This window comes from Acrocarpospora sp. B8E8 (genome assembly GCF_039871605.1).
GTDB classification, from domain to species: domain Bacteria; phylum Actinomycetota; class Actinomycetes; order Streptosporangiales; family Streptosporangiaceae; genus Acrocarpospora; species Acrocarpospora macrocephala.
This window is the reverse complement of record NZ_JBDPLV010000031.1, coordinates 99,257-121,646: the sequence shown is the minus strand read 5'-3', so window position 1 is coordinate 121,646 and position 22,390 is coordinate 99,257. Positions and strand designations below refer to the sequence as shown.

Annotated in this window: 21 protein-coding genes and 1 pseudogene; 8 read left to right on the top strand and 14 right to left on the bottom strand. The window is 71.4% G+C overall.

All coding sequences use genetic code 11. The features are described 5' to 3' along the window. Positions 1-366, top strand: a pseudogene (locus ABGB08_RS28080) (hypothetical protein); the annotation flags it as partial. Here ABGB08_RS28080 and ABGB08_RS28075 read toward each other — a convergent pair. From ABGB08_RS28075 to ABGB08_RS28055, 5 genes are all read right to left on the bottom strand, one after another. Then, positions 363-1,085 (bottom strand): VOC family protein, encoded by a 723-nt coding sequence (locus ABGB08_RS28075; protein ID WP_347595638.1) that lies wholly within the window; start codon positions 1,083-1,085, stop codon positions 363-365. The pseudogene ABGB08_RS28080 and the gene ABGB08_RS28075 overlap by 4 nt on opposite strands. Positions 1,086-1,182: 97 nt before the next feature. Then, the gene (locus ABGB08_RS28070) at positions 1,183-1,641 is read right to left on the bottom strand and encodes a (2Fe-2S)-binding protein (RefSeq protein WP_347595635.1); all 459 of its coding nucleotides are present in this window, start codon (positions 1,639-1,641) and stop codon (positions 1,183-1,185) included. Further along, positions 1,638-2,510 carry an FAD binding domain-containing protein gene (locus ABGB08_RS28065; RefSeq protein WP_347595632.1) on the bottom strand — a complete coding sequence of 291 codons (873 nt, stop codon included), beginning with the start codon at positions 2,508-2,510 and terminating at the stop codon, positions 1,638-1,640. The genes ABGB08_RS28070 and ABGB08_RS28065 overlap by 4 nt, the downstream gene beginning before the upstream one ends. After that, on the bottom strand, positions 2,507-4,747 hold the full coding sequence (locus ABGB08_RS28060) for a xanthine dehydrogenase family protein molybdopterin-binding subunit (RefSeq protein ID WP_347595629.1): 2,241 nt from the start codon (positions 4,745-4,747) through the stop codon (positions 2,507-2,509). The genes ABGB08_RS28065 and ABGB08_RS28060 overlap by 4 nt, the downstream gene beginning before the upstream one ends. 136 nt (positions 4,748-4,883) lie before the next feature. Further along, positions 4,884-5,945, bottom strand: a complete 1,062-nt coding sequence (locus ABGB08_RS28055) for an MFS transporter (protein WP_347595626.1) — start codon at positions 5,943-5,945, stop codon at positions 4,884-4,886. A 66-nt stretch (positions 5,946-6,011) separates the two neighbouring features. On the opposite strand from ABGB08_RS28055, the gene ABGB08_RS28050 reads away from it, so the two are divergent. The 3 genes from ABGB08_RS28050 to ABGB08_RS28040 all read left to right on the top strand — a co-directional run bounded on the left by ABGB08_RS28050 (position 6,012) and on the right by ABGB08_RS28040 (position 9,488). After that, positions 6,012-6,197 carry a hypothetical protein gene (locus ABGB08_RS28050; protein WP_347595623.1) on the top strand — a complete coding sequence of 62 codons (186 nt, stop codon included), beginning with the start codon at positions 6,012-6,014 and terminating at the stop codon, positions 6,195-6,197. A gap of 112 nt (positions 6,198-6,309) precedes the next feature. Then, the gene (locus tag ABGB08_RS28045) at positions 6,310-8,664 is read left to right on the top strand and encodes a hypothetical protein (RefSeq protein WP_347595620.1); all 2,355 of its coding nucleotides are present in this window, start codon (positions 6,310-6,312) and stop codon (positions 8,662-8,664) included. Between the two features lie 179 nt (positions 8,665-8,843). After that, entirely contained in the window at positions 8,844-9,488 is a 645-nt protein-coding gene (locus tag ABGB08_RS28040) for a TetR/AcrR family transcriptional regulator (protein WP_347595617.1), read from the top strand. A 38-nt stretch (positions 9,489-9,526) separates the two neighbouring features. On the opposite strand, the gene ABGB08_RS28035 is transcribed toward ABGB08_RS28040, so the two are convergent. The 6 genes from ABGB08_RS28035 to ABGB08_RS28010 are packed head-to-tail and all read right to left on the bottom strand — an operon-like array spanning position 9,527 to position 14,700. Beyond that, positions 9,527-10,003, bottom strand: a complete 477-nt coding sequence (locus ABGB08_RS28035; RefSeq protein WP_347595614.1) for a zinc ribbon domain-containing protein — start codon at positions 10,001-10,003, stop codon at positions 9,527-9,529. Next, positions 10,000-11,163: a thiolase family protein gene (locus ABGB08_RS28030; protein ID WP_347595611.1), complete on the bottom strand. Its 1,164-nt coding sequence runs from the start codon at positions 11,161-11,163 to the stop codon at positions 10,000-10,002. The genes ABGB08_RS28035 and ABGB08_RS28030 overlap by 4 nt, the downstream gene beginning before the upstream one ends. Beyond that, positions 11,160-11,618, bottom strand: coding sequence for a hypothetical protein (locus ABGB08_RS28025; RefSeq protein WP_347595608.1), 459 nt, complete (start codon positions 11,616-11,618; stop codon positions 11,160-11,162). The genes ABGB08_RS28030 and ABGB08_RS28025 overlap by 4 nt, the downstream gene beginning before the upstream one ends. Then, positions 11,609-12,169, bottom strand: a complete 561-nt coding sequence (locus ABGB08_RS28020) for a hypothetical protein (RefSeq protein WP_347595605.1) — start codon at positions 12,167-12,169, stop codon at positions 11,609-11,611. Before ABGB08_RS28020 ends, ABGB08_RS28025 begins: the two co-directional genes overlap by 10 nt. 54 nt (positions 12,170-12,223) lie before the next feature. Continuing rightward, on the bottom strand, positions 12,224-12,883 hold the full coding sequence (locus ABGB08_RS28015) for an MBL fold metallo-hydrolase (RefSeq protein WP_347595602.1): 660 nt from the start codon (positions 12,881-12,883) through the stop codon (positions 12,224-12,226). Continuing rightward, complete coding sequence (locus ABGB08_RS28010; RefSeq protein ID WP_347595599.1) at positions 12,880-14,700, bottom strand: NAD(P)/FAD-dependent oxidoreductase; 1,821 nt, start codon at positions 14,698-14,700, stop codon at positions 12,880-12,882. The genes ABGB08_RS28015 and ABGB08_RS28010 overlap by 4 nt, the downstream gene beginning before the upstream one ends. A 154-nt stretch (positions 14,701-14,854) precedes the next feature. On the opposite strand from ABGB08_RS28010, the gene ABGB08_RS28005 reads away from it, so the two are divergent. From ABGB08_RS28005 to ABGB08_RS27990, 4 genes are read left to right on the top strand one after another with little or no spacing between them, the layout of a single operon-like run. Further along, positions 14,855-15,721 (top strand): cyclase family protein, encoded by an 867-nt coding sequence (locus ABGB08_RS28005; protein WP_347595596.1) that lies wholly within the window; start codon positions 14,855-14,857, stop codon positions 15,719-15,721. 25 nt (positions 15,722-15,746) lie between these two features. Further along, positions 15,747-16,874 carry an acyl-CoA dehydrogenase family protein gene (locus ABGB08_RS28000; protein ID WP_347595593.1) on the top strand — a complete coding sequence of 376 codons (1,128 nt, stop codon included), beginning with the start codon at positions 15,747-15,749 and terminating at the stop codon, positions 16,872-16,874. Continuing rightward, positions 16,871-17,875, top strand: a complete 1,005-nt coding sequence (locus tag ABGB08_RS27995; protein WP_347595590.1) for an acyl-CoA dehydrogenase family protein — start codon at positions 16,871-16,873, stop codon at positions 17,873-17,875. Before ABGB08_RS28000 ends, ABGB08_RS27995 begins: the two co-directional genes overlap by 4 nt. 14 nt (positions 17,876-17,889) lie before the next feature. Further along, positions 17,890-18,654, top strand: coding sequence for an enoyl-CoA hydratase-related protein (locus ABGB08_RS27990; protein ID WP_347595587.1), 765 nt, complete (start codon positions 17,890-17,892; stop codon positions 18,652-18,654). Here the strand turns inward: ABGB08_RS27990 and ABGB08_RS27985 are convergent, their stop codons facing one another. The 3 genes from ABGB08_RS27985 to ABGB08_RS27975 all read right to left on the bottom strand — a co-directional run bounded on the left by ABGB08_RS27985 (position 18,655) and on the right by ABGB08_RS27975 (position 22,381). Then, a complete protein-coding gene (locus ABGB08_RS27985; protein ID WP_347595584.1) occupies positions 18,655-19,404 on the bottom strand; it encodes a DUF4118 domain-containing protein in 750 nt (249 codons plus the stop codon). It abuts the gene before it with no gap. A 135-nt stretch (positions 19,405-19,539) separates the two neighbouring features. Further along, positions 19,540-21,063: a glutamine synthetase family protein gene (locus tag ABGB08_RS27980; protein WP_347595581.1), complete on the bottom strand. Its 1,524-nt coding sequence runs from the start codon at positions 21,061-21,063 to the stop codon at positions 19,540-19,542. Continuing rightward, entirely contained in the window at positions 21,056-22,381 is a 1,326-nt protein-coding gene (locus tag ABGB08_RS27975; protein ID WP_347595578.1) for an aromatic ring-hydroxylating dioxygenase subunit alpha, read from the bottom strand. Before ABGB08_RS27975 ends, ABGB08_RS27980 begins: the two co-directional genes overlap by 8 nt. Positions 22,382-22,390 lie beyond the last annotated feature (9 nt).

Sequence of the window (22,390 nt, the reverse complement as noted above, 5' to 3'; positions counted from 1 at the left end):
GGTGCGCCGGCATCGCCGCCGCCTCCTACCTCTGGGCCAAGAACATCTTCAACAAGGCCTGACCATGAACCGGCCGAACAGGGCCGCCAGACCCACTCAACGGGCCTGGCGGCCCATTCGCATGACACCTCCTATTGCAGCCTCGCCGCGTCGACGCAATTCACCGCCGGGCACCACGACCAGCTTGGCCTCGCCATCCCGCGCGAGAAGATTCCCGCCCTGATCGCCCTCTATGGTGGCGCGCTGTTCACTCTGGTCACCGCGCCGCCCGAGAGCGTCAGCAGGAACGTCGTCCAGGGTGTCGTGCACGCCATCGTGTACGGCTCTGCAGTACGGGGCCGCCACGGTCGTGAAGAGGCCCGCTAGCGGGGGGTCAGCACGCAGAACTCATTGCCATCGGGATCGGCCATCATCACCCGGCCGGCCCCGCGGTGGCCGATGTCGATTCGAGTCGCTCCGAGGGAGACGAGACGGTCGACCTCCGCTTGCTGATCACCGTGCGCAGGTGGAGCGAGGTCGAAGTGCAGCCGGTTCTTCCCGGTCTTCGGCATCAGGGGCGGACCGCCCCAGGTGATCTTCGGACCGCCGTGCGGCGAGCGGATCGCGGTCTCCTGGTCCTGGTCCCAGACCAGCGGCCAGCCCAGCGCTTCGCTCCAGAAGTACCCGACCTCCTGCGAACCGTCGCACGAGAGCGCACCGATGAATCCGCAGTCAGCGAGGAATTTGTTGTCCGGCCCGATGACGCAGAACTCATTGCCTTCGGGGTCGGCGAGCACCACATGATCCTCTTCCGGGCGTTGCCCGATGTCGATGTGCCGCGCACCGAGTTCGAGCGACCTCGCCACCGTCCGCCGCTGGTCCTCGAGGGACGCGCTCGTCAGATCGAAGTGGATCTGGTTCTGGCCGGTCTTCTGGTCCTGGGTCGGAAGACATCGGATCTGGAACCCGGTGTCATCGCTCGGCAGGAGCGTGATGCCATCGTGAGGGTCGTCGGCCATCTCCCAGCCCAGGACTCCGGCCCAGAAGCGCGCGAGACGGAGCGGGTCGTTCGCATCGAAGCAGAGCGCGACGAGCTGAAAGGTCATCCCGCATCTCCAATCTGCCGACTCACAGGCGCGTCCTAGCGCATGACCGAAGCGACGCTAGCCCACTCGAGGGCCGCGACGCCAACGCATTTATGAGTCAGAGGGCGACGCTGATCGCGCGCCGGATGGGTTCATAACCGGTGCAGCGGCAGATGTTGGACTCGACAAGGGCGCGGACCCGATCCGGATCCTCGCCGATCGAGGGGTCGGCCTCCAGGGCGCCCGCCGCCACCATCAGGAAGCCAGGCGTGCAGAAACCGCACTGCAGGGCGTGCTCGGCGGAGAAGGCCCGCTGCAGCGGATGGGGCTCGCCGCCGGGTCCGCGCAGGCCTTCCACGGTGCGTACCGACCTGCCGTCGCATTGCACCGCGAGCATGAGGCACGACCGGATGGCCCTGCCGTCCACCAGCACCGTGCAGGCCCCGCAGACGCCGTGCTCGCAGCCCAGGTGCGTGCCCGTCAGCCGGCAGTCCTCGCGCAGCACGTCGGCCAGGACGCGCCGCGGCTCCACCTCCAGCGGATGGACCTCGTCGTTGACCGTGAGCGTGATCTTCATTGCCGGGCTCCTTCCGCCGCTTGATTCAGCGTCCTGCCGACCAGCACCGCGATGGCGTGCCGCCGGTATTCCACGTCGGCGTACGGCTCAGCCAGCGGAGCGGCGTCCTGATCCGCCGCGACGCGGCCCGCCAGGGCAAAGGGGGTCGAGCCGATCTCGGCGCCGACCAGCGCCTGCTCGGCGGCGTGCGCCCGCACCGGCCGATCGGCGCAGTTGGCCAGCCCGATCCGCGCTTCGACGACCACCCCGTCGCGTACGGTCAGCGCGGCGGCCACGCCCACCTGGGCGAAGCTGAAGTGCGTACGCCGATGCTCGATGAAACCCACGCCGGTGCCCTCACCGAGCAGCGGAAGCCGTACGGAAGTGAGAAGCTCGCCAGGCCGGCGCGCGGTCGCGAACGGACCGCGGAACCAGTCACGGGCCGGGACCTCACGGGCGCCCTCGGGACCCCGCAACCCGATGACGGCGTCCAGGGCCGCGGCGATGGCGCACCACTCCGACGCGGGGTGAGCCCAGGCCAGACTGCCCACCATGGTGCCGAGAGCCCGGATCGGCGGATGCGCGATGTTCGGGGCGGCGAGCGAGAGCAGCGTGCCGAGCGGTCCTGGCACGGCTCGCGGCGAGTCGAAGACCTCATGGCGGACCAGCGCGCCGACCTCGACCATGCCGTCGTCCACACCCAGCCGGTCCAGCCCGGCGATCCGGTTGATGTCGACCAGCAGGTCGGGGCGCAGGCGTTGCAGGCGCATCTCCAGCAGCAGGCTCTGCCCACCGGCCAGCACCCGCACGTCGCGCCCGGTGTCGGCGAGGGCCGCGAGCGCCTCCGGCACCGTCCGGGGCGCCGTGTACTCGAACCGGGCGGGCTTCACCGGGCCGCCCGCCAGACCACGTCGGGAGTGAGCGGCATCCGCAGCACGCCGGGGTCGGCGAGACGCAGCGCGTCGGCCACGGCGTTGACGATCGCCGCCGGGGTGCCGATGCATCCCGACTCCCCCGCTCCCTTGGCGCCCAGCGGCGTGCCCGGGCTCGGCGTGCAGGTGTCCTTGACCGTGATCGGCGGGATCTCGGCGGCGGTGGGCACCAGGTAGTCCAGCAGCCCGTTGGCCAGCCGCGGCACACCGTCGTCGTCGAACGGGATGCCCTCGTACAGAGCCTGGCCGAGGCCCTGGACGGCCGACCCGAACGCCTGCCCCTTGACGATCATCGGGTTGAGCACGATCCCGCAGTCGTCCACGGCGACCAGGCGCAGCACGTGCACCGTGCCCAGCTCCGGGTCGACCTCGGCCACCGCCGCATGGGCGCCGAACGGGAACCCCATGTCCGACTCGAACCTGTCCTCCACCCGCAGCGGCCCGGTGGCCTTCACCAGCTCGCCCAGGTCCATCGCCGCTCCGCCCCGGGCGGGCGACACGGCTCCCCCGGACCAGGCCACCTCCGCCACCGGCAGCCCCCACAGTCCGGCCGCGCGGGCCCGAGCCTCCTGGACGAACAGCTCGCAAGCCTGCCGCAGCGCCGCACCGGCCACCTGCGCCGACCGGCTGGCGAAGGAGCCGACACCGTCGGGCAGCTCGTCCGTGTCCCCCTCCACCAGCTGCACCCGTACCTGATCCACCCCTAGCTCCTTGGCGACCAGCGCCGAGAAGGTCGTCTCGTGACCCTGACCGCTGGAGGCCGACCCGCACCGGGCGATGACCGTGCCGTCCTCCCGCGCCTCGACACCGGCGAACTCGTGCAGCCCTCCCGGCTCGCCGCCGGAGCGTTCCACATAGCAGGACAGCCCGATGCCCAGCGGCAGCGCTGATGGGTCGCCGCGGCGCCGGGCCTGCTCGGCCCGCCAGCCCGCGTAGTCGAGGGTCTCCAGCGCCAGGTCGAGCGCCGCGGCGTAGTCGCCGCTGTCGTACACCCGCCCGGTGGGAGTACGGTACGGAAAGCTCTCAGGCGGGAGGAAGTTACGCCGCCGCAGCTCCGCCGGGTCGATGCGCAACCGGCGCGCCAGGGCGTCCATCGACCGCTCCAGCGCGATCGTCGCCTCCGGCCGGCCCGCCCCCCGATACGGATAGGTCACCATCGTGTTGGTGAGCACCGAGCGGACGGTGGCGTACACCCGCGGCGTGCGGTACGGCCCCGTCGCCATCCGGGCGGTCTGCATGGGCAGGCTCACCCCCAGGTGCGGGTAGGCGCCCACGTCGGCGTCGATGGTCAGCTCGTACGCGAGCAGCTGCCCGTCGGCGTCGGCGGCGAGACGAACCCGCTGGTCCTGGCCGCGCCCCCGGGTGGCGGTCAGCATCGACTCCATGCGGTCCTCGATCCACCGCACCGGCCGCCCGAGGATCACCGCCAGGAGAACCACCACCACGTACTCGGGGAAGATCGCGCTCTTGGACCCGAACGCGCCCCCCGTGTCCGGCGCCACGACCCGGATCCGGTCGACCGGCCACCCCAGCAGGGCGGCCAGCTGCCCGCGCAGCCGGTGGGGCGCCTGATGCCCCGACCACACCGTCAGCCGGTCCCCGCCGGGCATGGCGAGGATGGTCCTGCACTCCATCGGCGTGGGCATCAGCAACTGCTGGCGGTACTCGGCCTCCACCACCACCGCCGCGCGCCGCCACACCGACTCCTCGATCGGCTCCCCCGCCGCGCCCTGGAACGCCACATTGCTCAGACCGTCGAACAGGCGCACCGAGTCGTCCGCGGCGGCCCGCGGCGTCACCACGGCGGGCAGCGGGTCGACCTGGAACGCGACCTCGGCCGCCCCGTCCTCCGCCCGGTAGCGGTCCTCCCCGACGACCACCGCGACGGCCTCACCCGGATACCGCACCCGCTCCTTGACCAGCGCCGGCCACTCCCGCCCCGCCACCGCCTCCTCCGCCGACAACCCGGCGGACGACGTGTACGGAACGTGCGGGCCGGAGGGGAAATCCGCGGCGGACCAGGCCCCCACCACACCCATCACCCGGCGCGCGGCGGAGCAGTCCACCGCGCTCAGCACGCCGTGGGCGAGCCGGCTTCGCACGAACACGGCGTCCAGGCACCCCGGCACCACCAAGTCGGCGACATACCGCCCACCACCGGTCAGCAGCCGCTCATCCTCACGTCTGCTCCACATGTGATCCCCTAGACCACACTATTTGGCCGAGTCCATAGAGAGCCCCTTGGTTTTACGCGGGGACGTCATGCTGCCGGCCTGCCAGGACATGAGGACCTCAGGCTGCGGCAAGGGGAGCTTCAGCTCGTCAGGCAAACTATGCGGGCCGCTCCGGATGGCGTTGCCGTACGGGCGTGGCGAGGGCGACGACGGCGAGCAGGAGGCAGCTGACGCCGGCGAAGACGAACACCGGGGTGCTGCCGAAGCGGGCGGCGCCCCAGGTGAGCGCGGCCGCGCCGACCGGGCCCAGCGCGAAGTGGATGGTCCAGAACGCCGAGGTGACCCGGCCGAGCAGGTGGTCGGGGGTGACCTGCTGGCGCAGGGACATCGAGCAGATGCCCGCCACGCTCACGCACGCCAGGTAGCAGGCCATGATGGCGGCCACGCCCCAGACCGAACCGGCGAACCCGACGCCGACGATGGCCAGCCCGGCGAGGGCGTGCGCGCCGATCCACGCGGGGCCGAAGCCCAGCCTCCGGCGTACGCGCGCGACCACGAGGGCGCCGAGCATGGTGCCGACCGCCCCCACGCCGAGGACCACGCCGACGACACTGTCCGGTTGTCCCAGATCGTGCTTGAGGCGATAGATCACGATGTCGGTGAGGCCGAGCGTCATGAAGATGAAGACCGACAGCAGGATGGTCAGGACGCGCAGCACGGGCTGCCGCCATAAGAACACGGCACCGGCCACGAGTTCGCGCCAGGGCCGGTCGTGCTCCGCCGCCGGGGCGGGCGCGTGTTTGGACAGCCGGATCAGGGAGATCCCGATCGCCGACACGGCGAAGCTGACCGCGTTGATCGCGATCGCCGCGGTCAGCCCGACCCAGCCCGCCACCACTCCGGCCAGCATCGGGCCGAGGATGCCCGCCGCCGCGGCGGTCGCGTAGAGCTTGCCGTTGGCCTCGGTGACCCGCTCCTCACCGACCAGGCCGCGTACGGCGGTCACATACGTCACCTGGAAGACCATGCCGACCGCCTCGGCCAGCGGGAGCACCACGTACAGCAGCCAGATCCGGGGACCGGCCAGCCAGGCCAGCGGGATCACCGCGTACAGCACGAACCGCGCGAGGTCGCAGGCGATGAGCAGGGTACGCCGGTCGAACCGGTCCACCAGGACGCCCGCGAACACCCCGGCCGTGACCGAGGCCGCACCGGACACGGTGCGGTCAGCAGGCCCATCTGGGCGACGGATCCGGTCGCGTGCAGGATGAGCAGGGGAACCGCGATGAGCGCGAACGAGTCGCCCGCCACGGAGAGCGTCTGCGCGGCCCAGAAGGTACCGAAGGCACGATCGCGCCGCAGCGGGCGGCGGCTGCCCGACTCCGAGGCCGTTATCGTTCTCCCCTTCCACCACGACCAGCGACGGCCGCTCCAGCGCTGCGCCCCGGCCGCGAACCGGGACAGAAGGTGATTTTAACGCGGCTGCAACGCGAGTTAATGCAGTGACAAAACAGGAACGTTCTACTTGGTGCAGTTTCGTGAGCTTTATGTGGCTTGCGTTACTTTTGCGCGAAAGGAACGTTATGAGGCTTTCTAGGGCTGCGCTGTGGCGTGGTCTGGCCGCCGTACTCGTCGCGGTGGTGGCGGGGGCCGTGTCGCTCCCGCTCCCCGCGGCCGCCGACACCTGGTCGGTCGTACCGGTCGACGGCGGATATCAGGTGACGTTACGCCTGGATGAACCATTACCGGTGCGGGACGCCGCGCCGGAACTGGCGGTCAACGGGCAGTCGCTCGGTTACGCCACCGAGAGCGACGAGGGCCGGACGCTCACCCTGCTGACCTCCGACCCGCGGGCGGGCGAGGCCAGGAGCGTCCAGGTCGCATGGAACGGCGTCGTCGAATCCAGGGTCACCGCCAAGGCGATCTACATCCCGCCGACGGACCCGCAACCGTCGACGATCGCCACCGACCCGGGCGTGCCCGGGCCGTACCAGGTCGAGGAGAGCACCTACGACCTGGGTGAGACCGCGATCAGCCTGGACGGGCTCGGCGGCCGGCTGGGCGAGCTGCGCGCCGAGGTCTACCTGCCGAAGGGCGCGATCGGACGCCGGCCGCTGGTGCTCTTCCTGCACGGCAGGCACTCGGCCTGCTACGACCCGATCACCCGGCGGACCAGCAACAACGCCTGGCCGTGCCCGGCCGGGCAGCAGCCGATCGAGAGCTTCAAGGGCTACAAGGGCCCGGCCGACGCGCTGGCCAGCCACGGCTACGCGGTCGTGTCGGTGAGCGCCAACGCCGTCAACGCCTTCGACGCCAACTTCTCCGAGGACCGGGGCGCGCTGGCCCGCAGCGAGGTCGTCATGCGCCACCTCGACCTGCTCGACGCCGCCGAGGGCGGCACGGGCGACCCCCAGCTGGTGTCGTTGTTCAAGGGCAGGATCGACCTGGACAACGTCGGCCTGATGGGGCACTCGCGCGGCGGCGAGGGTGTCGCCAAGGCCGTGCTCGTGAACGCCGGCCGGGCCAAGCCGTACGGCATCCGCGCGGTGCTGCCGCTCGCGCCGACCGACTTCGCCCGCGCCTCCCTGCCGGGCATCCCGACCGCGACGATCCTGCCGTACTGCGACGGCGACGTCTCCAACCAGCAGGGCCAGCACTTCTACGACGACTCCCTGTACGCCGTCCCCCAGGACACCGCGTTCCGGTCGGCGCTGATGGTGATGGGCACCGACCACAACTTCTTCAACACCGAGTGGACGCCCGGCGTGGCGACCGCCCCGGCCTCCGACGACTGGTCCAACAACAACGACCCGGTCTGCGGCAACCAAGCCGAGTCCCGGCTGAGCGCGACCGAGCAGTACGCCGTCGGCACCGCCCTCATCGCCGGGTTCTTCCGGCTCGTCCAGGGCCAGGAGACCGCGCTGCTGCCGCTGTTCGACGGCAGCGGCAAGACCGTCGCCTCGACCGGCCGCGCCGTCGTGCACACCGTCGCCCAGACTCCGGCCGCCAGCCGGATCGACGTGGCCACCTTCGCCGGGTCCTCCCCCGCCGTCGTGTCGGGCGCGGCCACCGGCACGCTGTGCGCGAGCATGCTCGACCGGTCGCCGCAGAGCGGGCTGCCGTCCTGCGCGACCAGGCTGACCACCTCGCAGGCGCCGTCCTGGACGCCCGCGACCTACCTGCCCAACGCCGTCGCCACCTCGGTGCTGCGGTTCGCCTGGCAGGACACCTCCGGGAAGCTGACCGTGCCCCTGTCCGCGCGGAACATCTCCAAGGCGGAACTGCTCACCTTCCGGGTGGCCCGGGACGAGAACGTCGCGGCGTCCGCCCCGCTCGACATGAACATCACCCTCGTCGACGGGCGGGACCGGAGCGTCACCGTGCCGGTGTCGTCGCTCAGCCCCGCGCTGACCGCGCTGCCCGGCGCCGCCTCCCCGCTGCCGAAGACCTGGCTGCGGACCGTACGGATGCCGCTGTCCGGTCTCAGCGGCATCGACAAGAAGGACATCAAGGAGGTGACGCTCACCGGGGCGTCCGACACCGGCGGCGTCTACCTGGCGGACCTGTCCTTCACCCGGTTCCGGGTCGGCGAGGAGAGCATCGCGGACCTGCCGCAGGTGTCGGTCGGCGACCTGACCGTCCTGGAAGGGAACGGTCCGGGCGAGGCGCAGATCCCGGTGACCCTGTCCCGGCCGTCGGACGCGCCGGTGACGGTGACCGTCCAGGCGCTCGCCACCGGGACCGGCCCGGTCATCACGCAGGTCGCGGCCACCGTGACGATCCCGGCCGGGCAAACCGGCGGCGTCTTCACCGTGCCGCTGGCCGGCAACACGGTCAAGACGACCGCCGCCCAGTCCTACCAGGTGATCGCGGGCGTCTCGGCGAACGCGACCATCGGCGACGGCTTCGCCCGTCTGGTCGTCACCGACGACGACTGAGGCCCCGCAGGTCTCTCAGGGTGAGGATCCCGCGAACGCGGGCACCCCACCCTGGGAGGTCCCGCCCCCAGACTGTCAACATGGATGTAGATTCATACGAGCGGGCCCGCGCCCTGGCCCGGTACGCCCGCTGACCAGCACGTCTCAATCGGCTACGGTGAAGGGTTACGATCTCGGACATGGCGAAGAGTGGGATCGGCAAGCGCCGGATGGCGGCGCTGCGGGACGGCGGCGAGGGCTACGCGCAGCGTCGTAACGAGATCATCGCTGCCGGCGCGGAGGTGTTCAGGGAGCGTGGGTACGAGGCGTCCAGCCTGCGTGACGTCGCCGCGCGTCTGGGCACCGACCGGGCTTCCCTCTACTACTACGTGGCCAGCAAGAACGAGCTGTTCCAGCTGGTCACGCAGCAGGCCGTCGAGCAGGTCGTGTCGGCCGCCGAGTCGGTGGCGGCCGAGCCCGCGGACGCGGTGACCCGGCTGCGGAAGCTGATCGTGACCACGGTGCAGAAGTACGACGAGCATTATCCGTACATGTTCGTCTACATCCAGGAGGACATGAACCGCATCCACTCCGAGTCCCTGGACGAGGTCTGGGCGCGCACCATGCTGCAGCTGGGCCGCCGGTTCGAGAACGCCCTGCTCACGATCCTGAATCAGGGCGTGGAGGATGGGGTCTTCGACATCACCCACAAGCACATCGCGATGAACTCCATCATCGGCTCGATCAACTGGACGCATCGCTGGTTCAAGCCCAGCGGGCAGCTCAGCGGCGAGCAGCTCGGCGCGCACCTGTCCAGCATGATCATCTCAGGACTCGCGAAGTAGCCGCTCCAGGGGTCGCTATGGCCTGACAACCATGGGTGTCAACTCATGTGTTGATTGACGGGCACGAAGTGGAAATCGGTGATGCGCCCCTGCGGATCACCGGCGAAGACGACCCGGACGCGGGTCTGTTCGAACAGGTGGCGGCCCGCCGCCTCGACGTCGGACAGATCGACGCCCCGGACGAAGTTCAAGATCGCGGAGTCGGCGCCGTCCAGGGTGACGAACCCGATGACGAGCGGCGGTTCCGGTAGCCCGGGGAACTGGGTGGCGATGATGGCGAACGCCTCCACGGTGCCCTCCAGGCCGGTCTCCTCCCAGTCCCCCGTCTCGACGTAGCAGGCGTCGCAGTAGGACCGCGCGGGAATGAGCAGCCGCCGGCAGGACGGGCAGCGCCGCCCCATGATCCTGCGGTTGTCCCGCAGCTCCGCGAAGAACCGGCTGGCCGTCTCACCGGCGAAATACCGGTAGTCGAAGTTCCAGTTGCCCGGCAGCACGAGCAGATCATCTGGGTTCATGGCAGCTCACTCCCGAGCAGGACGACCGTGGAGAACTGGGTGGCGCCGCCCTGCCCGGTGGCGAGCGCGAGCCGCGCGTCCGGCACCTGGCGCGCGCCCGCTCGCCCGCGGACCTGCAGCGCCGCCTCGGCGACGCGGATCAGGGCGGTGGCCGAGACGGGGTTGGCGGCCTGGGCGCCGCCGGAGGGATTGATGGCGATGGGCACGCGCCCGGCGATGACGTCCTCGACGAACCGGCGGTTGCCGTCGATGCCGCTCAGGCCGAGGGCGGGATAGGCCATGGCCTCGATGATCGCGAAGGGCGCCTGGAGTTCGAGCACGTCGACCTGGGCGAGCGGATCGGTGATCCCGGCCTCCCGGTAGGCGCGATCGGCGGCACGGCGCAACGGCACCATCTCGATGAGGCTGCCCTCCGGCCGCCGCATGCGGTCCCCCATCGCGTAGGTGTCGCTGTACGCGCCGGTCCCCCTGATCCACGCCGTGGACCGCGAGCGCGCCAGCTCGCCGCGCGCCACGATCACGGCGCACGCGCCTTCCGAGATCGGGCACGCCTCGTAGCGGCGGATCGGCCAGGCCAGCACCGGCGAGTCCAGCACGTCCTGGACGCTGCGCGCCTTCGCGCCGACCACCAGCGGGTTCAGCGTGGCCTGGGTGAAGTTCCGCGCGGCGATACCCGCCCAGTGCCCCCCGGCGAAGCCGTCCCGCCGCATCAGCATGGTGGCGCGCAGGGCCGCCATGGTGATGGTGGTGAGCACGAAATCCTTCTCGTAGACGGGGTCGAAGATGGTGTTGAAGATGCTCTGCGCGGTGGTGGCCTGTCCCATCCGCTCCAGCGCCACCACCAGGACCACGTCACCGCGCCCGGCCTCGATCCACGTCTTGGCCGCCAGCAGCGCCGAAGAGCCCGTGGCGCCACCCGTGTTGACCCGGAAGTACGGTTTGCCCGGCAGGGCGATGGCCGCCTTGTCGATGTCGGCGATCCCGCTCAGCGCGTCGGGGGCGACCCCGCCGATCACGCAGTCGATCGCGTCCGGCCCGACGCCGGCGTCGGCCAGCGCCTCGGTGACCGCGATCCTGACCAGTTCCCCGGCCGACAGCCCGGGATTTCGTTTCCGGTACGGCGTCTGGCCGACGCCGATGATGCCCAGCGGATCGCTCATGGCTCCTCGATGATCACTGCCGTGGTGGTCTGCGACGCGACGGCCGAGCCCGCCACGACCAGGGCTTTCCCTGGCCGCCGCCGGACCGCCTCGACGAACCGGAGGAGGCCGCCGCACGGATGGCAGTCGCCCGCCGCCGCGCCGCCGGAGGGATTCACCCAGGCTCCGGCGGCGTACCCGGTCAGGCCGGTGCCCGGCTCGGCGAGCCCGGCCGCCTCCAGTTGCAGCACCTCGTCGAAGAGGGTGGGCCCGCCGAGTTCGACGAGGTCCAGCTGGTGCGGGCGCAGTCCCGACCGGGCGAGCGCGGCGGCGACGGCGGCCCGCGCCCCCGGCAGGGCCGTCAGCGTGCGATCCCCCAGCCGCGCGGGTTCGGTGCCGTGCCCGACACCGGTGATGCGCGGGCCCGCGCCGGTGCCGAGCACGACGGCGGCGGCCACGTCGGCCGTCAGGCCCATCTCCTGGGGCCGGAGCGGGTAGACGGGTGGCCGGGCTCCGGCCGCCGGCGCCCGGCGCGGGTTCGCGGCGGCCCGCTCCTGGCGCGCCGCGGCCGCGGCCTCCCGGCCGCGGCCGCGGCCTCCCGGCCGCGGCCGGAGTGTTCGCGCAGGTAGGCGGAGGCGCGAAGGGCCGAGACCACCGTTTCCGAGAGCGCCAGCGGCTGCTCGGTGAAGGGGTCGAAGGCGGCCCGGGAGGACCGCTCGGCGTCACCTTCCCCGGGCCGGCCCCACGCGGCGACCACGACCCTGGCGGCCTCTCCCGCCTGGATCCGCGCCGCCGCCAGCGAGATCGCCACCAGGCCGTCCTCGGACACGCGGATCTCGTCCCGCAGGTACGCTCCGGCCGCCGGCCCGGTGATCATGCTCGACAGCGAGCGCCCGTCGATCAGGTCGTGCGCGGCGATCACGATCCCGTCGATGTCAGCCATCGTGCACCGGGCGTCCGCCAGCGCCTCCGACACCACCGCGAAGATGACCTCCGGCAGGGACAGCCGCGCGTCGGATCGGGTCATGTGGGCGGCCCCTCCGTCGACGCTCACCCGCTGTTTCAACACCATAGTTGATTCTCAACCCACCCGATATTTCGGGACTTGTTCCTCGTCGGCGAGCAACGCTCCCTCGGCCACGAGGTAGGCCAGATGGGCGCTGGTCTCGAACACGGCGAGCGTCGAATTGAAGTCGTCGAGTTCGGCGAACGCGCGCCGGTGCCGCGTCCAGGGCAGCTCGGCCGCCACCTCCGCGACCGTCGCCGCGCCCAGCCGCGCCACGGCGTCCGCGCTCTGCTCGAGCCGCCGCCGGTGATGCTCGGTCAGGTGCGGGGCTCCCGCGCGGCGCAGCAGCTCGCACTGGTGGCGATGCCGGGGACCCGCGCCGGCCAGCCACTCCAGGGAGTCCCGCTCGCCGCGCCCCACCAGCACGGGCGTGCCGTGCTCGGCGCGCAGCCAGACCCCCAGCGTGTAGTGGTCGACGTGCGCGTGGGTGACGATCACCCGGGTGACGTCCGCGCAGGTGTGGCCGATGGAGTTCAGCGACTTCTCCAGCACCTGGCGGGCTTCCGGGATGGCCCACCCGGCGTCCACCAGCGCGACCCCGGCGCCGTCCTGGATGGCGTAGACGTTCACCGCGCGCAGGCTGTCGCCGCGCATCGGCAACGGCAGCCGGTGGATGCCCGGGACTACCTCGTACGCACCCTCCCGGGTCCACTCCCCGACACCGGCCCGGGTCACGACCGGACCCCGCCGGCGTCGTAGGAGGTCGACGGCAGATCGGCCTCGGCGCGGGAGATGCCCGCAAGATCGGCCTTGATCTGCAAGGCGAGGAACCGCGAGTACATCCGGCAGTCGAGCAGCGAACCTCCCATGATCCAGAAGTTCTCCTGCGCGGTGCGCTGCCACATGTTGCGCATGATGTAGTTCTGATCGAACCCCCAGACGGGTCCCACCTTGTCCGCGACCTCGTCGCCCAGCATGCGGCGGATGCCGTCCTGCTGGTTCTCGTAGCCCGTCGCCAGGACGACCAGGTCGAAGGGGCGCAGCTCGCCGTCCTTCATGAGCAGCCCGGGCCCCGCGAACCTGTCGTAGTCGTCGGCGTGCACGAACCCGATCTCGCCGGCGGCGATCAGCTCCGAGCAGCCCACGTTGATGTAGTAGCCGCCGCCCCGGCGCAGGAAGAGCATGTGGAAGCCGGTGTCGTCGGGCCCGAAGTCGAGCCGGAAGCCGACCCTGCGCAGGCCGTCGAGCAGCTCCCGGTCCAGCTCGCAGGTCTTCTTGGTCAGCCACTGGTAGGTGTTCCGCAGCACCGGGAAGGGGATCGCCGCGGTGACCAGGTCGACGTCGTCGGCGGGCGGGCCTTCGGAGTAGACCGCGTAGACCAGGGTCCCGCTCGGCACCAGGCTCACCACGCAGGTGGGGCTGCGCTGCATGATCGTCACTTGGGCGCCGTTGGCGTGCAGGTCCTGGGCCACGTCGTGGCCGCTGTTGCCGGTCCCGATCACCAGCGCCTTCCGGCCCGCGTACGCCACGCCGCTGCGGAACTCGCTGGAGTGCAGCACCGTCCCGGCGAAGTCCGCCAGGCCCGGCAGCGCGGGCCGCCTCGGCACGCTGCTGGTCCCGCCGGTGGCGAGCACCAGGTGGGTGGCGCGCACCTCGCGGACGGCGCCGTCCCCGCGCCTGAGCCGGGCCGTCCAGGTGCGGGCGGCCGGATCGTAGCGAGCGTCCAGGAACTCGGTGGAGGTCCAGACGTCCAGCTCCATGAACTCGGTGTAGCCCTCCAGCCAGCCGGCCAGCTTGTCCTTGGGCACGAAGGCCGGCCAGGTCTCGGGAAAGGGCAGGTACGGCAGGCTGTTGGCCCACACCTCGTTGTGCAGCGTGAGCGAGTGATACCGGTTGCGCCAGTTGTCCCCCACCCGCTCGTTCTTCTCGACGAGCAGGGTGCGTACGCCCAGCTGGACCAGGCGCGCGCCCAGGGTCAGCCCGGCCTGTCCGGCGCCGACCACGAGCACGTCCGCCGTCCCGCCGGCCAGCTCCCGCGACTTGCGGCGTTCGTCGAGCCAGTTCTCGCCGGAGAAGTTGCGCGAGTACCGCAGGCCCATGGGCCGCCGTGCGCCGATCCGCTCCTCGAAGCCGGTCAGCTCCTGGAGCGTGGTCAGCAGGATCCAGGCGCGCGGCTCGCGGGGGTCGTCCGGGTCGTACAGCAGCCGGACGAAGCCGGTGCCGCGGCCGATCGCCGTGTCGAAGTCGAAGTACGCCTCGATGACCGACCTGGTGGAACGCCGTACCAGCCGCGGCGGCGTGCGGCCTTCGGCGGCCCGCACCCGGCTCGGCCTGGCCTCCGCGACGGTGGCCTTGACCGCCTCCGCGATGGCCTCCTTGCCGCCGAATGTCCGGTAGCTCCAGGTGAAGGCGAGGATGTCCTTCCAGTACCCCTCGGCGTCAAAGAGGTCAACGACCTCGTTTACCGAGTGGCTTTCAAGTGCGTCACCGAACCGCGACAACCAGGCCAGGAAGATCTCTTCGACGTCCTCGGCACCATCGGTCCGGCTCATCTACGGGTCCCTTCTCGCATCCAGCAGGTCAGGGCGCCATTCAACTCGACCTCCCCTGAGTCGTCAACACTCATGTTTACGACACCTAAGCCGTCACCTCATTGCGTCAACGCTAATGTTGACGAATGCCGTGGTAACCCGGTTCTATGGGCTCGTGAGTACTCGTGAGCCCGCGACGTCCTGGGGCCGGTGGGGCGCCGGCGACGAGCGGGGCGCCATGAACCAGGTGGCGGCCGAGCAGGTGCTGGCCGGCCTGGCCGAGGCGGTGACCGGCCGGGTCGTCTCCTTGGCCACGCCGATCAGGAACAACCAGGGCTTCGGGCTCGTCGGGCGCCAGCCCGCCGCCCACTACATGGTGCGCAGCGGCGCCGACTACGCGGCCGGGCTGCCCGAGCGGGCGGGGTTCGGCTACGCCGACGACGTCATCGCCATGCCCACCCAGGGCGCCACCCATGTCGACGCGCTCGCCCACGTGTGGCGGGACCACACGATGTACAACGGCTTCTCCGCGCGTGAGGTCACCGGCCGCGGCGCGCGCCGCCTGGGCATCGACAAGATGCCCCCGCTCGTGACGCGCGGCGTCATCGTGGACGCGAGCGCGCACCACGAACCCGTGCGCGCCGAGCGACTCCAGCAGCTCCTCCACGCCCAGGACGTGCGGCTGCGACCGGGCGACGCCCTGCTCGTCCGGACCGGCTGGCTGGCCGCCGCCCTGCGCGGCGAGGCCGACGGCACCCGCTGGCCCGGCCTGCACCCCGACTGCGGCGACCTGCTGGCCGGCGCCGGAATCACGCTGATCGGCGCCGACAATCCGGGAGTCGAGGCGTTCCCCTCCCCCGACCCGGCCTGCCAGGTGCCGCTGCACGTCCAGCTCCTGCGTGACCACGGGATCTACTTCGGCGAGCTGATGGCGCTGGACGAGCTCTGCGCCGCCCGGCGGCCCACCTTCCTGTTCATCCTCGCGCCGCTGCCGCTGGTGGGCGCGGTCGGCAGCCCGGTGAGCCCGGTCGCCGTCCTATGAGAAAGCCACGCAAGGAGAGATCACGATGATCGACGTCAGGACCGCCATGCGCCGCACGGCGGCCGAGGAGCTGCGCGCCCGGGTCCGGGCGTTCGCCGAGCGGGAGATGGCGAGCTCGGGTGCGGACGCGCACTGTGACGCGTGGATGACCTCGTACTCCGCCGAATTCAGCCGGGCGCTGGGAGCGCGTGGCTGGGCCGGCATGACCATCCCCGCCGAGTACGGCGGCCCGGGCCGTACCAGCATGGAGCGGTATGTCGTGATCGAGGAGTTGCTCGCGGCGGGAGCGCCGGTCGCCCTGCACTGGTTCGCCGACCGGCAGGTCGGGCCCGCGCTGCTCCGGCACGGATCGCCCGCGCAACGGCGGCGCTACCTGCCCGGCATCGCGCGCGGGGAGTGTTACTTCGCCATCGGCATGTCGGAGCCGGACAGCGGCTCTGACCTGGCCGCCGTACGGACCCGGGCGCGCCGGGACGGCGAGGGCTGGCGGCTCGAGGGCGCCAAGACCTGGAGCAGCCACGCCCACCTGGCGCACCACATGCTCGTGCTCGCGCGTACCGACCCCGCCGAGGACCGGCGCGCGGGCCTGTCCCAGTTCCTGGTCGACCTGCGGCTGGACGGCGTCCAGATCCGCCCGATCGGCACGCAGGACGGGCGGCGCCACTTCAACGAGGTCGTCTTCGACGGCGTCCGGCTCGACGACGGCTGCCTGCTCGGCACGCGCGGCCAGGGCTGGAGCCAGGTCATGGCGGAACTCGCCCTCGAGCGAAGCGGGCCGGAACGGTTCCTGTCCACCATGCCGCTCCTGCGCTGCCTGCTGCGCCGGACCGGGGCGCGACCGAAGGAGCTCGGCGTGCTGCTGGCCGAACTGCGCAGCATCCGCGCGATGTCCCGGGGCGTCGCCGAAGCGCTCGGCCGCGGGGAGACGCCCACGGTCGCGGCGGCCGTGGTCAAGGACCTCGGCACCCGGTTCGAGGGCAAGGTGGTGGAACTGGCGCGTGACCTCCTGCCGGCCGTGCCGGACCTGGCCTCCGGCGACGAGTACGCCCGGCTGCTGGCCGAGGCCATCGTGCACTCCCCCGACCGTACCCTCCGCGGCGGCACCAACGAGATCCTGCGCGGGATCGTGGCCAGGACGGCGGCGGGCGTGTGAGCGGCGAGATCGCGGACGCCATCGCGGCGATCCTGCGGCGTTTCCCACAGGGGAGCGCGGACGGATCCTGGGACGAGACGCTCGGGCGGGCCGCCACCGACGCGCTCCGGGACGGCGACTGGCTGGACGTGGGCCTCCCGGAACAGGGCGACTTGGCCGACGCGGTCGCGGTGGCCGCCGCCGTCACGGCCCACGGCTGGCCGTCGCCGGTCCCCGACCTGCTCCTGATCACCAACAGCGCGCTCGCGGCCGTGGGCGTCCCGCGCTCGCATCGGTGCCCGGTGGTCGTACCCGGACTCGGCAGGCTCGACGGGGCGGGCCGCGTGACGGCGGCGGCCGAGCACGTCGCCTGGGCGCCGTGGGCCGACCGGCTCCTGGTGGTCGCGCGGGACCCGCGAGGCCGCCCGGCCCTGGTCGCCGTCGACCCCGGCCAGGCGGACCTCCGGCCCGGGCACACCCTCCACGGCTCGCCGTGGGCGCACGTCCGGCTCGAGAACGCCGCCGCCGAATACCTCGGGACCGCCACCGGCCTGGCCGAGTTCGTCACCACCGCCGGGGCCCTCGCGCGCAGCGCGCAGTCGCTGGCGGCGCTGGAGCGCGTCCGCGCCCTGTCGGTGGAGCACGTGCGGACGCGCGTGCAGTTCGGCCGCCCGCTCGCCGCCTTCCAGGCGGTGCAGCAGCATCTGGCCGCCCTGATCGGGGAGGTCGCCGCCGCCGAGGCGGCGGTCGCGCAGGCGCTGGCGGACGTCCGCGACATCAGGGAGCTGGCCGGCGATCCACGCCTGGCCACCGCGAAGATCCGCACCTCGACGGCGGCCACCGAAGCGGCCCGCCTGGCCCACCAGCTGCACGGAGCCATCGGCATCGCCAGGGAACACGAGCTGCACCGGCACACGCTGGCCCTGCTGGCCTGGCGCGAGGAGTTCGGCGACGAACGATTCTGGGGTGGCAGGCTGGCAGCGAGCGCCGGCCCGGACCTGTGGGCCTGGCTGACCGGATAAACAAGGAAGCACCCATGTGGGATTTTGTGACAATCGACCGCCATCACCCCGTCGCGGTCCTCACCCTCAACGACCCGGGCCGCCGCAACATCCTCTCCTCGGCCATGGTGCGCGAGCTGGGCGAAGCGCTGGACGAGATCGAGGCAGAACCGGCCGTGCGCGCCCTGGTCGTCACCGGGGCGGGCCCCGCGTTCTGCGCCGGTGCGGAGCTGGCGACGCTCGAACGCGCGGCCGAAGGCGACTTCGGTCTCATCCGCGAGGTGTACGGCGGATTCCTGCGTGTGCTGCACTCGCCGCTGCCGACCATCGCGGCCGTGAACGGACCCGCCGTCGGCGCGGGCTTCAACCTCGCGCTCGCCTGCGACATCCGCGTGGCCGCCCACTCCGCGCGATTCATCTGCCGTTTCGCCGAGCTCGGCATCTTCCCCGGCGGCGGCCACACCTGGCTGCTGACCCGGGCCATCGGCCACCAGCAAGCGGTCAAATCCCTCCTTTTCGGCGAGACCTGGGACGGGGCCGGAGCCCACCGCATCGGCCTGGTCACCGATGTCTTCCCCGACGGGGAGGTCGTCGGCGCGGCCGTCGCGATAGGCGACACGCTGCAGGGGCTTGAGCCGGAGTACGTCCGCCGGCTCATCGAAACGCTCCGGACGGCGCCGGGGATCACCGGCCACGCGGACGCGCTGGAGCTGGAGGCCGGGCATCAGGAGTGGTCGACCGGGCGCCCCGCCTTCCTCGCCGGGCTCGCGCGGATCAAGGACTCGATGACGGCGCGCTGATCAACTGGCGTGGTGGGAGGTCGCGGCGGCGAGGACATTGCCGACCTGGTCGGCCAGGCTCACCGCGGCGAGGCGGGCCTGGCGGGACGGGCTGGTGCCGGGGGCGGACCGGAGCAGGTAGCGGCCGTAGCAGTGGTCGTCGCCGAAGACGGGCAGTTCGATCTCGCGGTCGGGCAGGCCGTGCCGCTCCACGTCCACGTGCCGGTGGCCCAGCACGATGGTGCCGTCCGCATCCAGGTGCGGGAGGTGGAGCGGCGAGGGTCCGTACTCGAAGTGGCAGCGGCGGAGATACAGGATCTGGGTGAGATGACGCGCGACCGCGTCGATCACCATGCTCGGCGCGGCGGCGGTCTGGGCCAGCATGGCGATCTCGTGCACGCGGGCGAGGTAGTCGGCGTCGGTGACGGCGAGCACCTTGACGCGGCGGGCTGTGACCGCCAGCTGGGAGGTCATCACCCCGATGACAACCAGCAGGACGGTGGTCTGCAGGTCGACGGATCTGAAAATGGCGAACTGGTAGTACGGCGGAGTGAAGAAAAAGGCGAACCAGACGGCGGACGAGAGCGCCGCGATCGCTCCGGCGAAACGGTTCCCCAGGGTGGCGACGGCGACCACGACCACGACCAGGATGAGGACCAGATTCACGGTCGAAATCGTTCCCCGCGACGGCACCATCACCACCGCGACGGTAAGGGGACCCAGCACCGCGGCACCAATCGCGACAACGTCCCTGATGGTCACGATAGGCATCGTAAATCACCCCTTCGGTGCTGTCGGGCGTGGCAAGAAGCGCAAACACCTCGGCACGTCAGGCGAAGAAATATATCCTCTTATCTATTTATCAAATTTATCACCTTAAATCCTGTTTCGGGGCCACAAAAGGCGTTAGAGGAGGTCAAAATACTCGCGTTGTTCCCAATCCGAGACCTCATCGAGGTAGCGATTGTATTCAGCGCGTTTAAGGTGTAAGTACCAGTCGACGACCTCGTCGCCGAGAATACGGCGGAAGAGCGGGCTGGTGTCCAGAGCGCAGAGCGCGTCGCCGAGGGTGCGGGGGAGCCTGGTGGCGTCGTCGCGGTATGGGGACTCGGTGGGGGCGCCGGGGGACAGGCCGCGGTCCATCCCGTCCAAACCGGTGATGAGCTGGGACAGGATGTACAAGTACGGATTGGCGCCGGGTTCGCCGGAGCGGTTCTCCAGGTGCGCGTTCGGGTCGCCGGGTGCGCCGACGGCTCTGACCATGGCGCCTTTGTTGTCCAGGCCCCACAGCACCCGGTCGGGGGCCAGCGAGTACGGCTGGTACCGCTTGTAGCCGTTGACGGTCGGTGTGGTGAACGCGGCGGCGGCCGCGGCGTGGGCGAGGAGCCCGCCCAGATAGGAGAGGCCCTGGGAGGAGAGCACGCTGCCGGGGTCGGCGGACGCGAAGAGGGGGGCGCCGGTGACGGCGTCGCGGAGGGACTGGTGCAGGTGCCAGCCGGTGGAAGCCGTGTCGGCACCGAGCGGGCGGGACATGAAGGTCGCGTGCAGGCCGAGGCGGTGGCAGATCTGCTTGAGCGCCATCCGGCAGAGGATCACCTGGTCGGCGACGGCGGAGGCGTCCCCGGCGTCCAGGGTCACCTCGAACTGGCTGGGGCCGAATTCCAGCTCGATCGACCGGAGCGGCAGGTCCAGCCGGGTGAGCCCGCGGTGGATCTCGGCGACCAGGCCGTCGGCCTCGTCCAGGGTGTCGACGCGGAGCAGCTGGGCGCCGGGGGTGATCGGCCGTACGGCGGGCGCGGCCCCCGGGCTGCCGGGGCGGCCGACCCGGGCGGGGTGCATCGCGTCGTCGACCCGGGCGAAGACGTGGAACTCCAGCTCGGGTCCGACGGTCATCGACAGGCCCCGCTCAGCGAGCCGGGCCAGGTGCCGCCGGAGCAGGCCGCGGGTGCAGTACGGCACGGCTCCGCCGTCCGGAAACCGCAGGTCGGCCAGGATCATCCCGCTCCGCGCCGACCACGGGAGCACCCGGAAGGTGGTCGGGTCGGGCACCAGGACGACGTCCCCGGCCCCGGAGAAACCCCGGTACCCGCCGAGGCTGAGCGCGTCGAAGACGGCGAACGAGGACTTGCCCGAGGTGTCCTTCAGCAGCAGCGAGGAGGGCACGGTCAGCCCGGATCCGAGCACGCCGGGCAGCGCCGCCCTGGTGATCGACTTGCCGCGGAGCACGCCGTGCTGGTCCACGAAGCAGACCCGGACGAGTTCGATCCCGAGCTCGTCGACGACCCGGCGCAGCTGGGCGGCGCTCGCGTACTGCTCCTCCGTCCACAGCCCGTGCCGTGCCACGAAGCCGCCCCGTTCGGCGGCCGGCATGGGCCGGGCGCCGTACCCGCCGCCGCCTTCGGCGACCGGCCGCTCGTCGGCGTTACGCATCGGCCACGCCCTCGTGTGCCCACGGGGACGCCGCGCGCCGCTTGGCGTCGTGTTCCGGCCAGCGTTCCGCCCAGCCGCCGGTGGGGCTGATCATGTCCACCGCGATCGGGCCGGTCAGCCGCCGGGCGCTCGGCGCGTCGAGCGGCTGCGCGGGGAGCGGGTTCCCGGCCTCGAACGCCTCCAGCGCGCGGAGCAGCAGGCGGCGGTTGGCGGTCACCGCGCGGTCCGACACGCCAAGCCGTTCCACCGTACGGTCCTGGATGCGGCCCATGCTCTCCACCGCCCACTGGTCGTGCACGTTGATGTCCAGGCCCATCCCGGTGTAGGTGAGCTCGCGCTGCTCGGCGGCGTCGAAGCCCCAGTCGTTGGCGCGGTTCCTGATCGGCCGGTAGTCGGGCAGGGTGACCTCGGCGAGCCGCTGGGCGAGCAGGGTCTCCTTGTCGGTCCGCTCGGCGAAGTCGTAGAAGATCATGTACCAGTAGTGGTTCTCGTCGTCGATCGGGACGTGCCACTGGGTGAAGACCTTGCTGTTGCCGAACGGGACCACGAAGGCGTTCGGGAAGAGCAGGTTGGTGATCCGGACGTGCTTGACCTCCTCGGTGAGCTGCCGGAGGGCGAAGACCCGCAGCCCGTGCTCCGCCTGCTCGACCTCGATGTCGGGCCGGTAGTGGTCGCCGACCAGTTTGGAGAGCTTCTGCCCGGTGCCGGCCACCACCTCGCTGAACTGCTGCCCGTACACGTCGCGGGGGTCCTCCCCCACGAAGCGGTGCAGGAACGAGACGTGGCTCGGGTCGATGCCGCCTTCGACGCCCTGCAGCCAGTTGCACTCCCAGAGGCCCTTGAACGCGAAGGTGTACTCCTGCGGCGCGGTGAAGCAGTCGTAGGCGGGCAACGGGGGCGGGTCGCCGGCGCCGAGGTAGGCGAAGACGATGCCGTTCCGCTCCTCGCACGGGTAGCTCCGGATCCGGATCTTGTCGGCGAACGTGCTGTGCGGTGGCTCGGCGGGCTGTTCCAGGCAGCGGCCGTCGGGGCCGTAGAGCCAGCCGTGGTAGAGGCAGCGCAGGCCGCCGTTCTCCAGCCGCCCGTACGACAGGTCCACGCCGCGGTGCGCGCAGTATCTGCTGACCAGGGCCCAGCCGCGGTCGTCGCGGCGGAAGAGGACGAGCTCCTCCCCCATCAGCTTGACGGCCTTGACCGGCCGCTCCGCCGTCAGCTCCGACACCAGCGCGGCGGGTTGCCAGTAGGAGCGCATCAGCTGTCCCAGCGGCGTGCCCGGCCCGGTGCGGGTGAGCTTCTCGTTGTCCTCGCGCTTCAGCACGGCCGATCC

What these genes read in the sequence shown, in the direction of transcription:
- ABGB08_RS28075 (WP_347595638.1), bottom strand. Translation starts at nt 1,085, where the DNA reads ATGACCTTTCAGCTCGTCGCGCTCTGCTTCGATGCGAACGACCCGCTC.
- ABGB08_RS28070 (WP_347595635.1), bottom strand. Translation starts at nt 1,641, where the DNA reads ATGAAGATCACGCTCACGGTCAACGACGAGGTCCATCCGCTGGAGGTG.
- ABGB08_RS28060 (WP_347595629.1), bottom strand. Translation starts at nt 4,747, where the DNA reads ATGTGGAGCAGACGTGAGGATGAGCGGCTGCTGACCGGTGGTGGGCGG.
- ABGB08_RS28050 (WP_347595623.1), top strand. Translation starts at nt 6,012, where the DNA reads ATGAGCGCGAACGAGTCGCCCGCCACGGAGAGCGTCTGCGCGGCCCAG.
- ABGB08_RS28045 (WP_347595620.1), top strand. Translation starts at nt 6,310, where the DNA reads ATGAGGCTTTCTAGGGCTGCGCTGTGGCGTGGTCTGGCCGCCGTACTC.
- ABGB08_RS28040 (WP_347595617.1), top strand. Translation starts at nt 8,844, where the DNA reads ATGGCGAAGAGTGGGATCGGCAAGCGCCGGATGGCGGCGCTGCGGGAC.
- ABGB08_RS28035 (WP_347595614.1), bottom strand. Translation starts at nt 10,003, where the DNA reads ATGAACCCAGATGATCTGCTCGTGCTGCCGGGCAACTGGAACTTCGAC.
- ABGB08_RS28030 (WP_347595611.1), bottom strand. Translation starts at nt 11,163, where the DNA reads ATGAGCGATCCGCTGGGCATCATCGGCGTCGGCCAGACGCCGTACCGG.
- ABGB08_RS28025 (WP_347595608.1), bottom strand. Translation starts at nt 11,618, where the DNA reads ATGGGCCTGACGGCCGACGTGGCCGCCGCCGTCGTGCTCGGCACCGGC.
- ABGB08_RS28020 (WP_347595605.1), bottom strand. Translation starts at nt 12,169, where the DNA reads ATGACCCGATCCGACGCGCGGCTGTCCCTGCCGGAGGTCATCTTCGCG.
- ABGB08_RS28010 (WP_347595599.1), bottom strand. Translation starts at nt 14,700, where the DNA reads ATGAGCCGGACCGATGGTGCCGAGGACGTCGAAGAGATCTTCCTGGCC.
- ABGB08_RS28000 (WP_347595593.1), top strand. Translation starts at nt 15,747, where the DNA reads ATGATCGACGTCAGGACCGCCATGCGCCGCACGGCGGCCGAGGAGCTG.
- ABGB08_RS27990 (WP_347595587.1), top strand. Translation starts at nt 17,890, where the DNA reads ATGTGGGATTTTGTGACAATCGACCGCCATCACCCCGTCGCGGTCCTC.
- ABGB08_RS27985 (WP_347595584.1), bottom strand. Translation starts at nt 19,404, where the DNA reads ATGCCTATCGTGACCATCAGGGACGTTGTCGCGATTGGTGCCGCGGTG.
- ABGB08_RS27980 (WP_347595581.1), bottom strand. Translation starts at nt 21,063, where the DNA reads ATGCGTAACGCCGACGAGCGGCCGGTCGCCGAAGGCGGCGGCGGGTAC.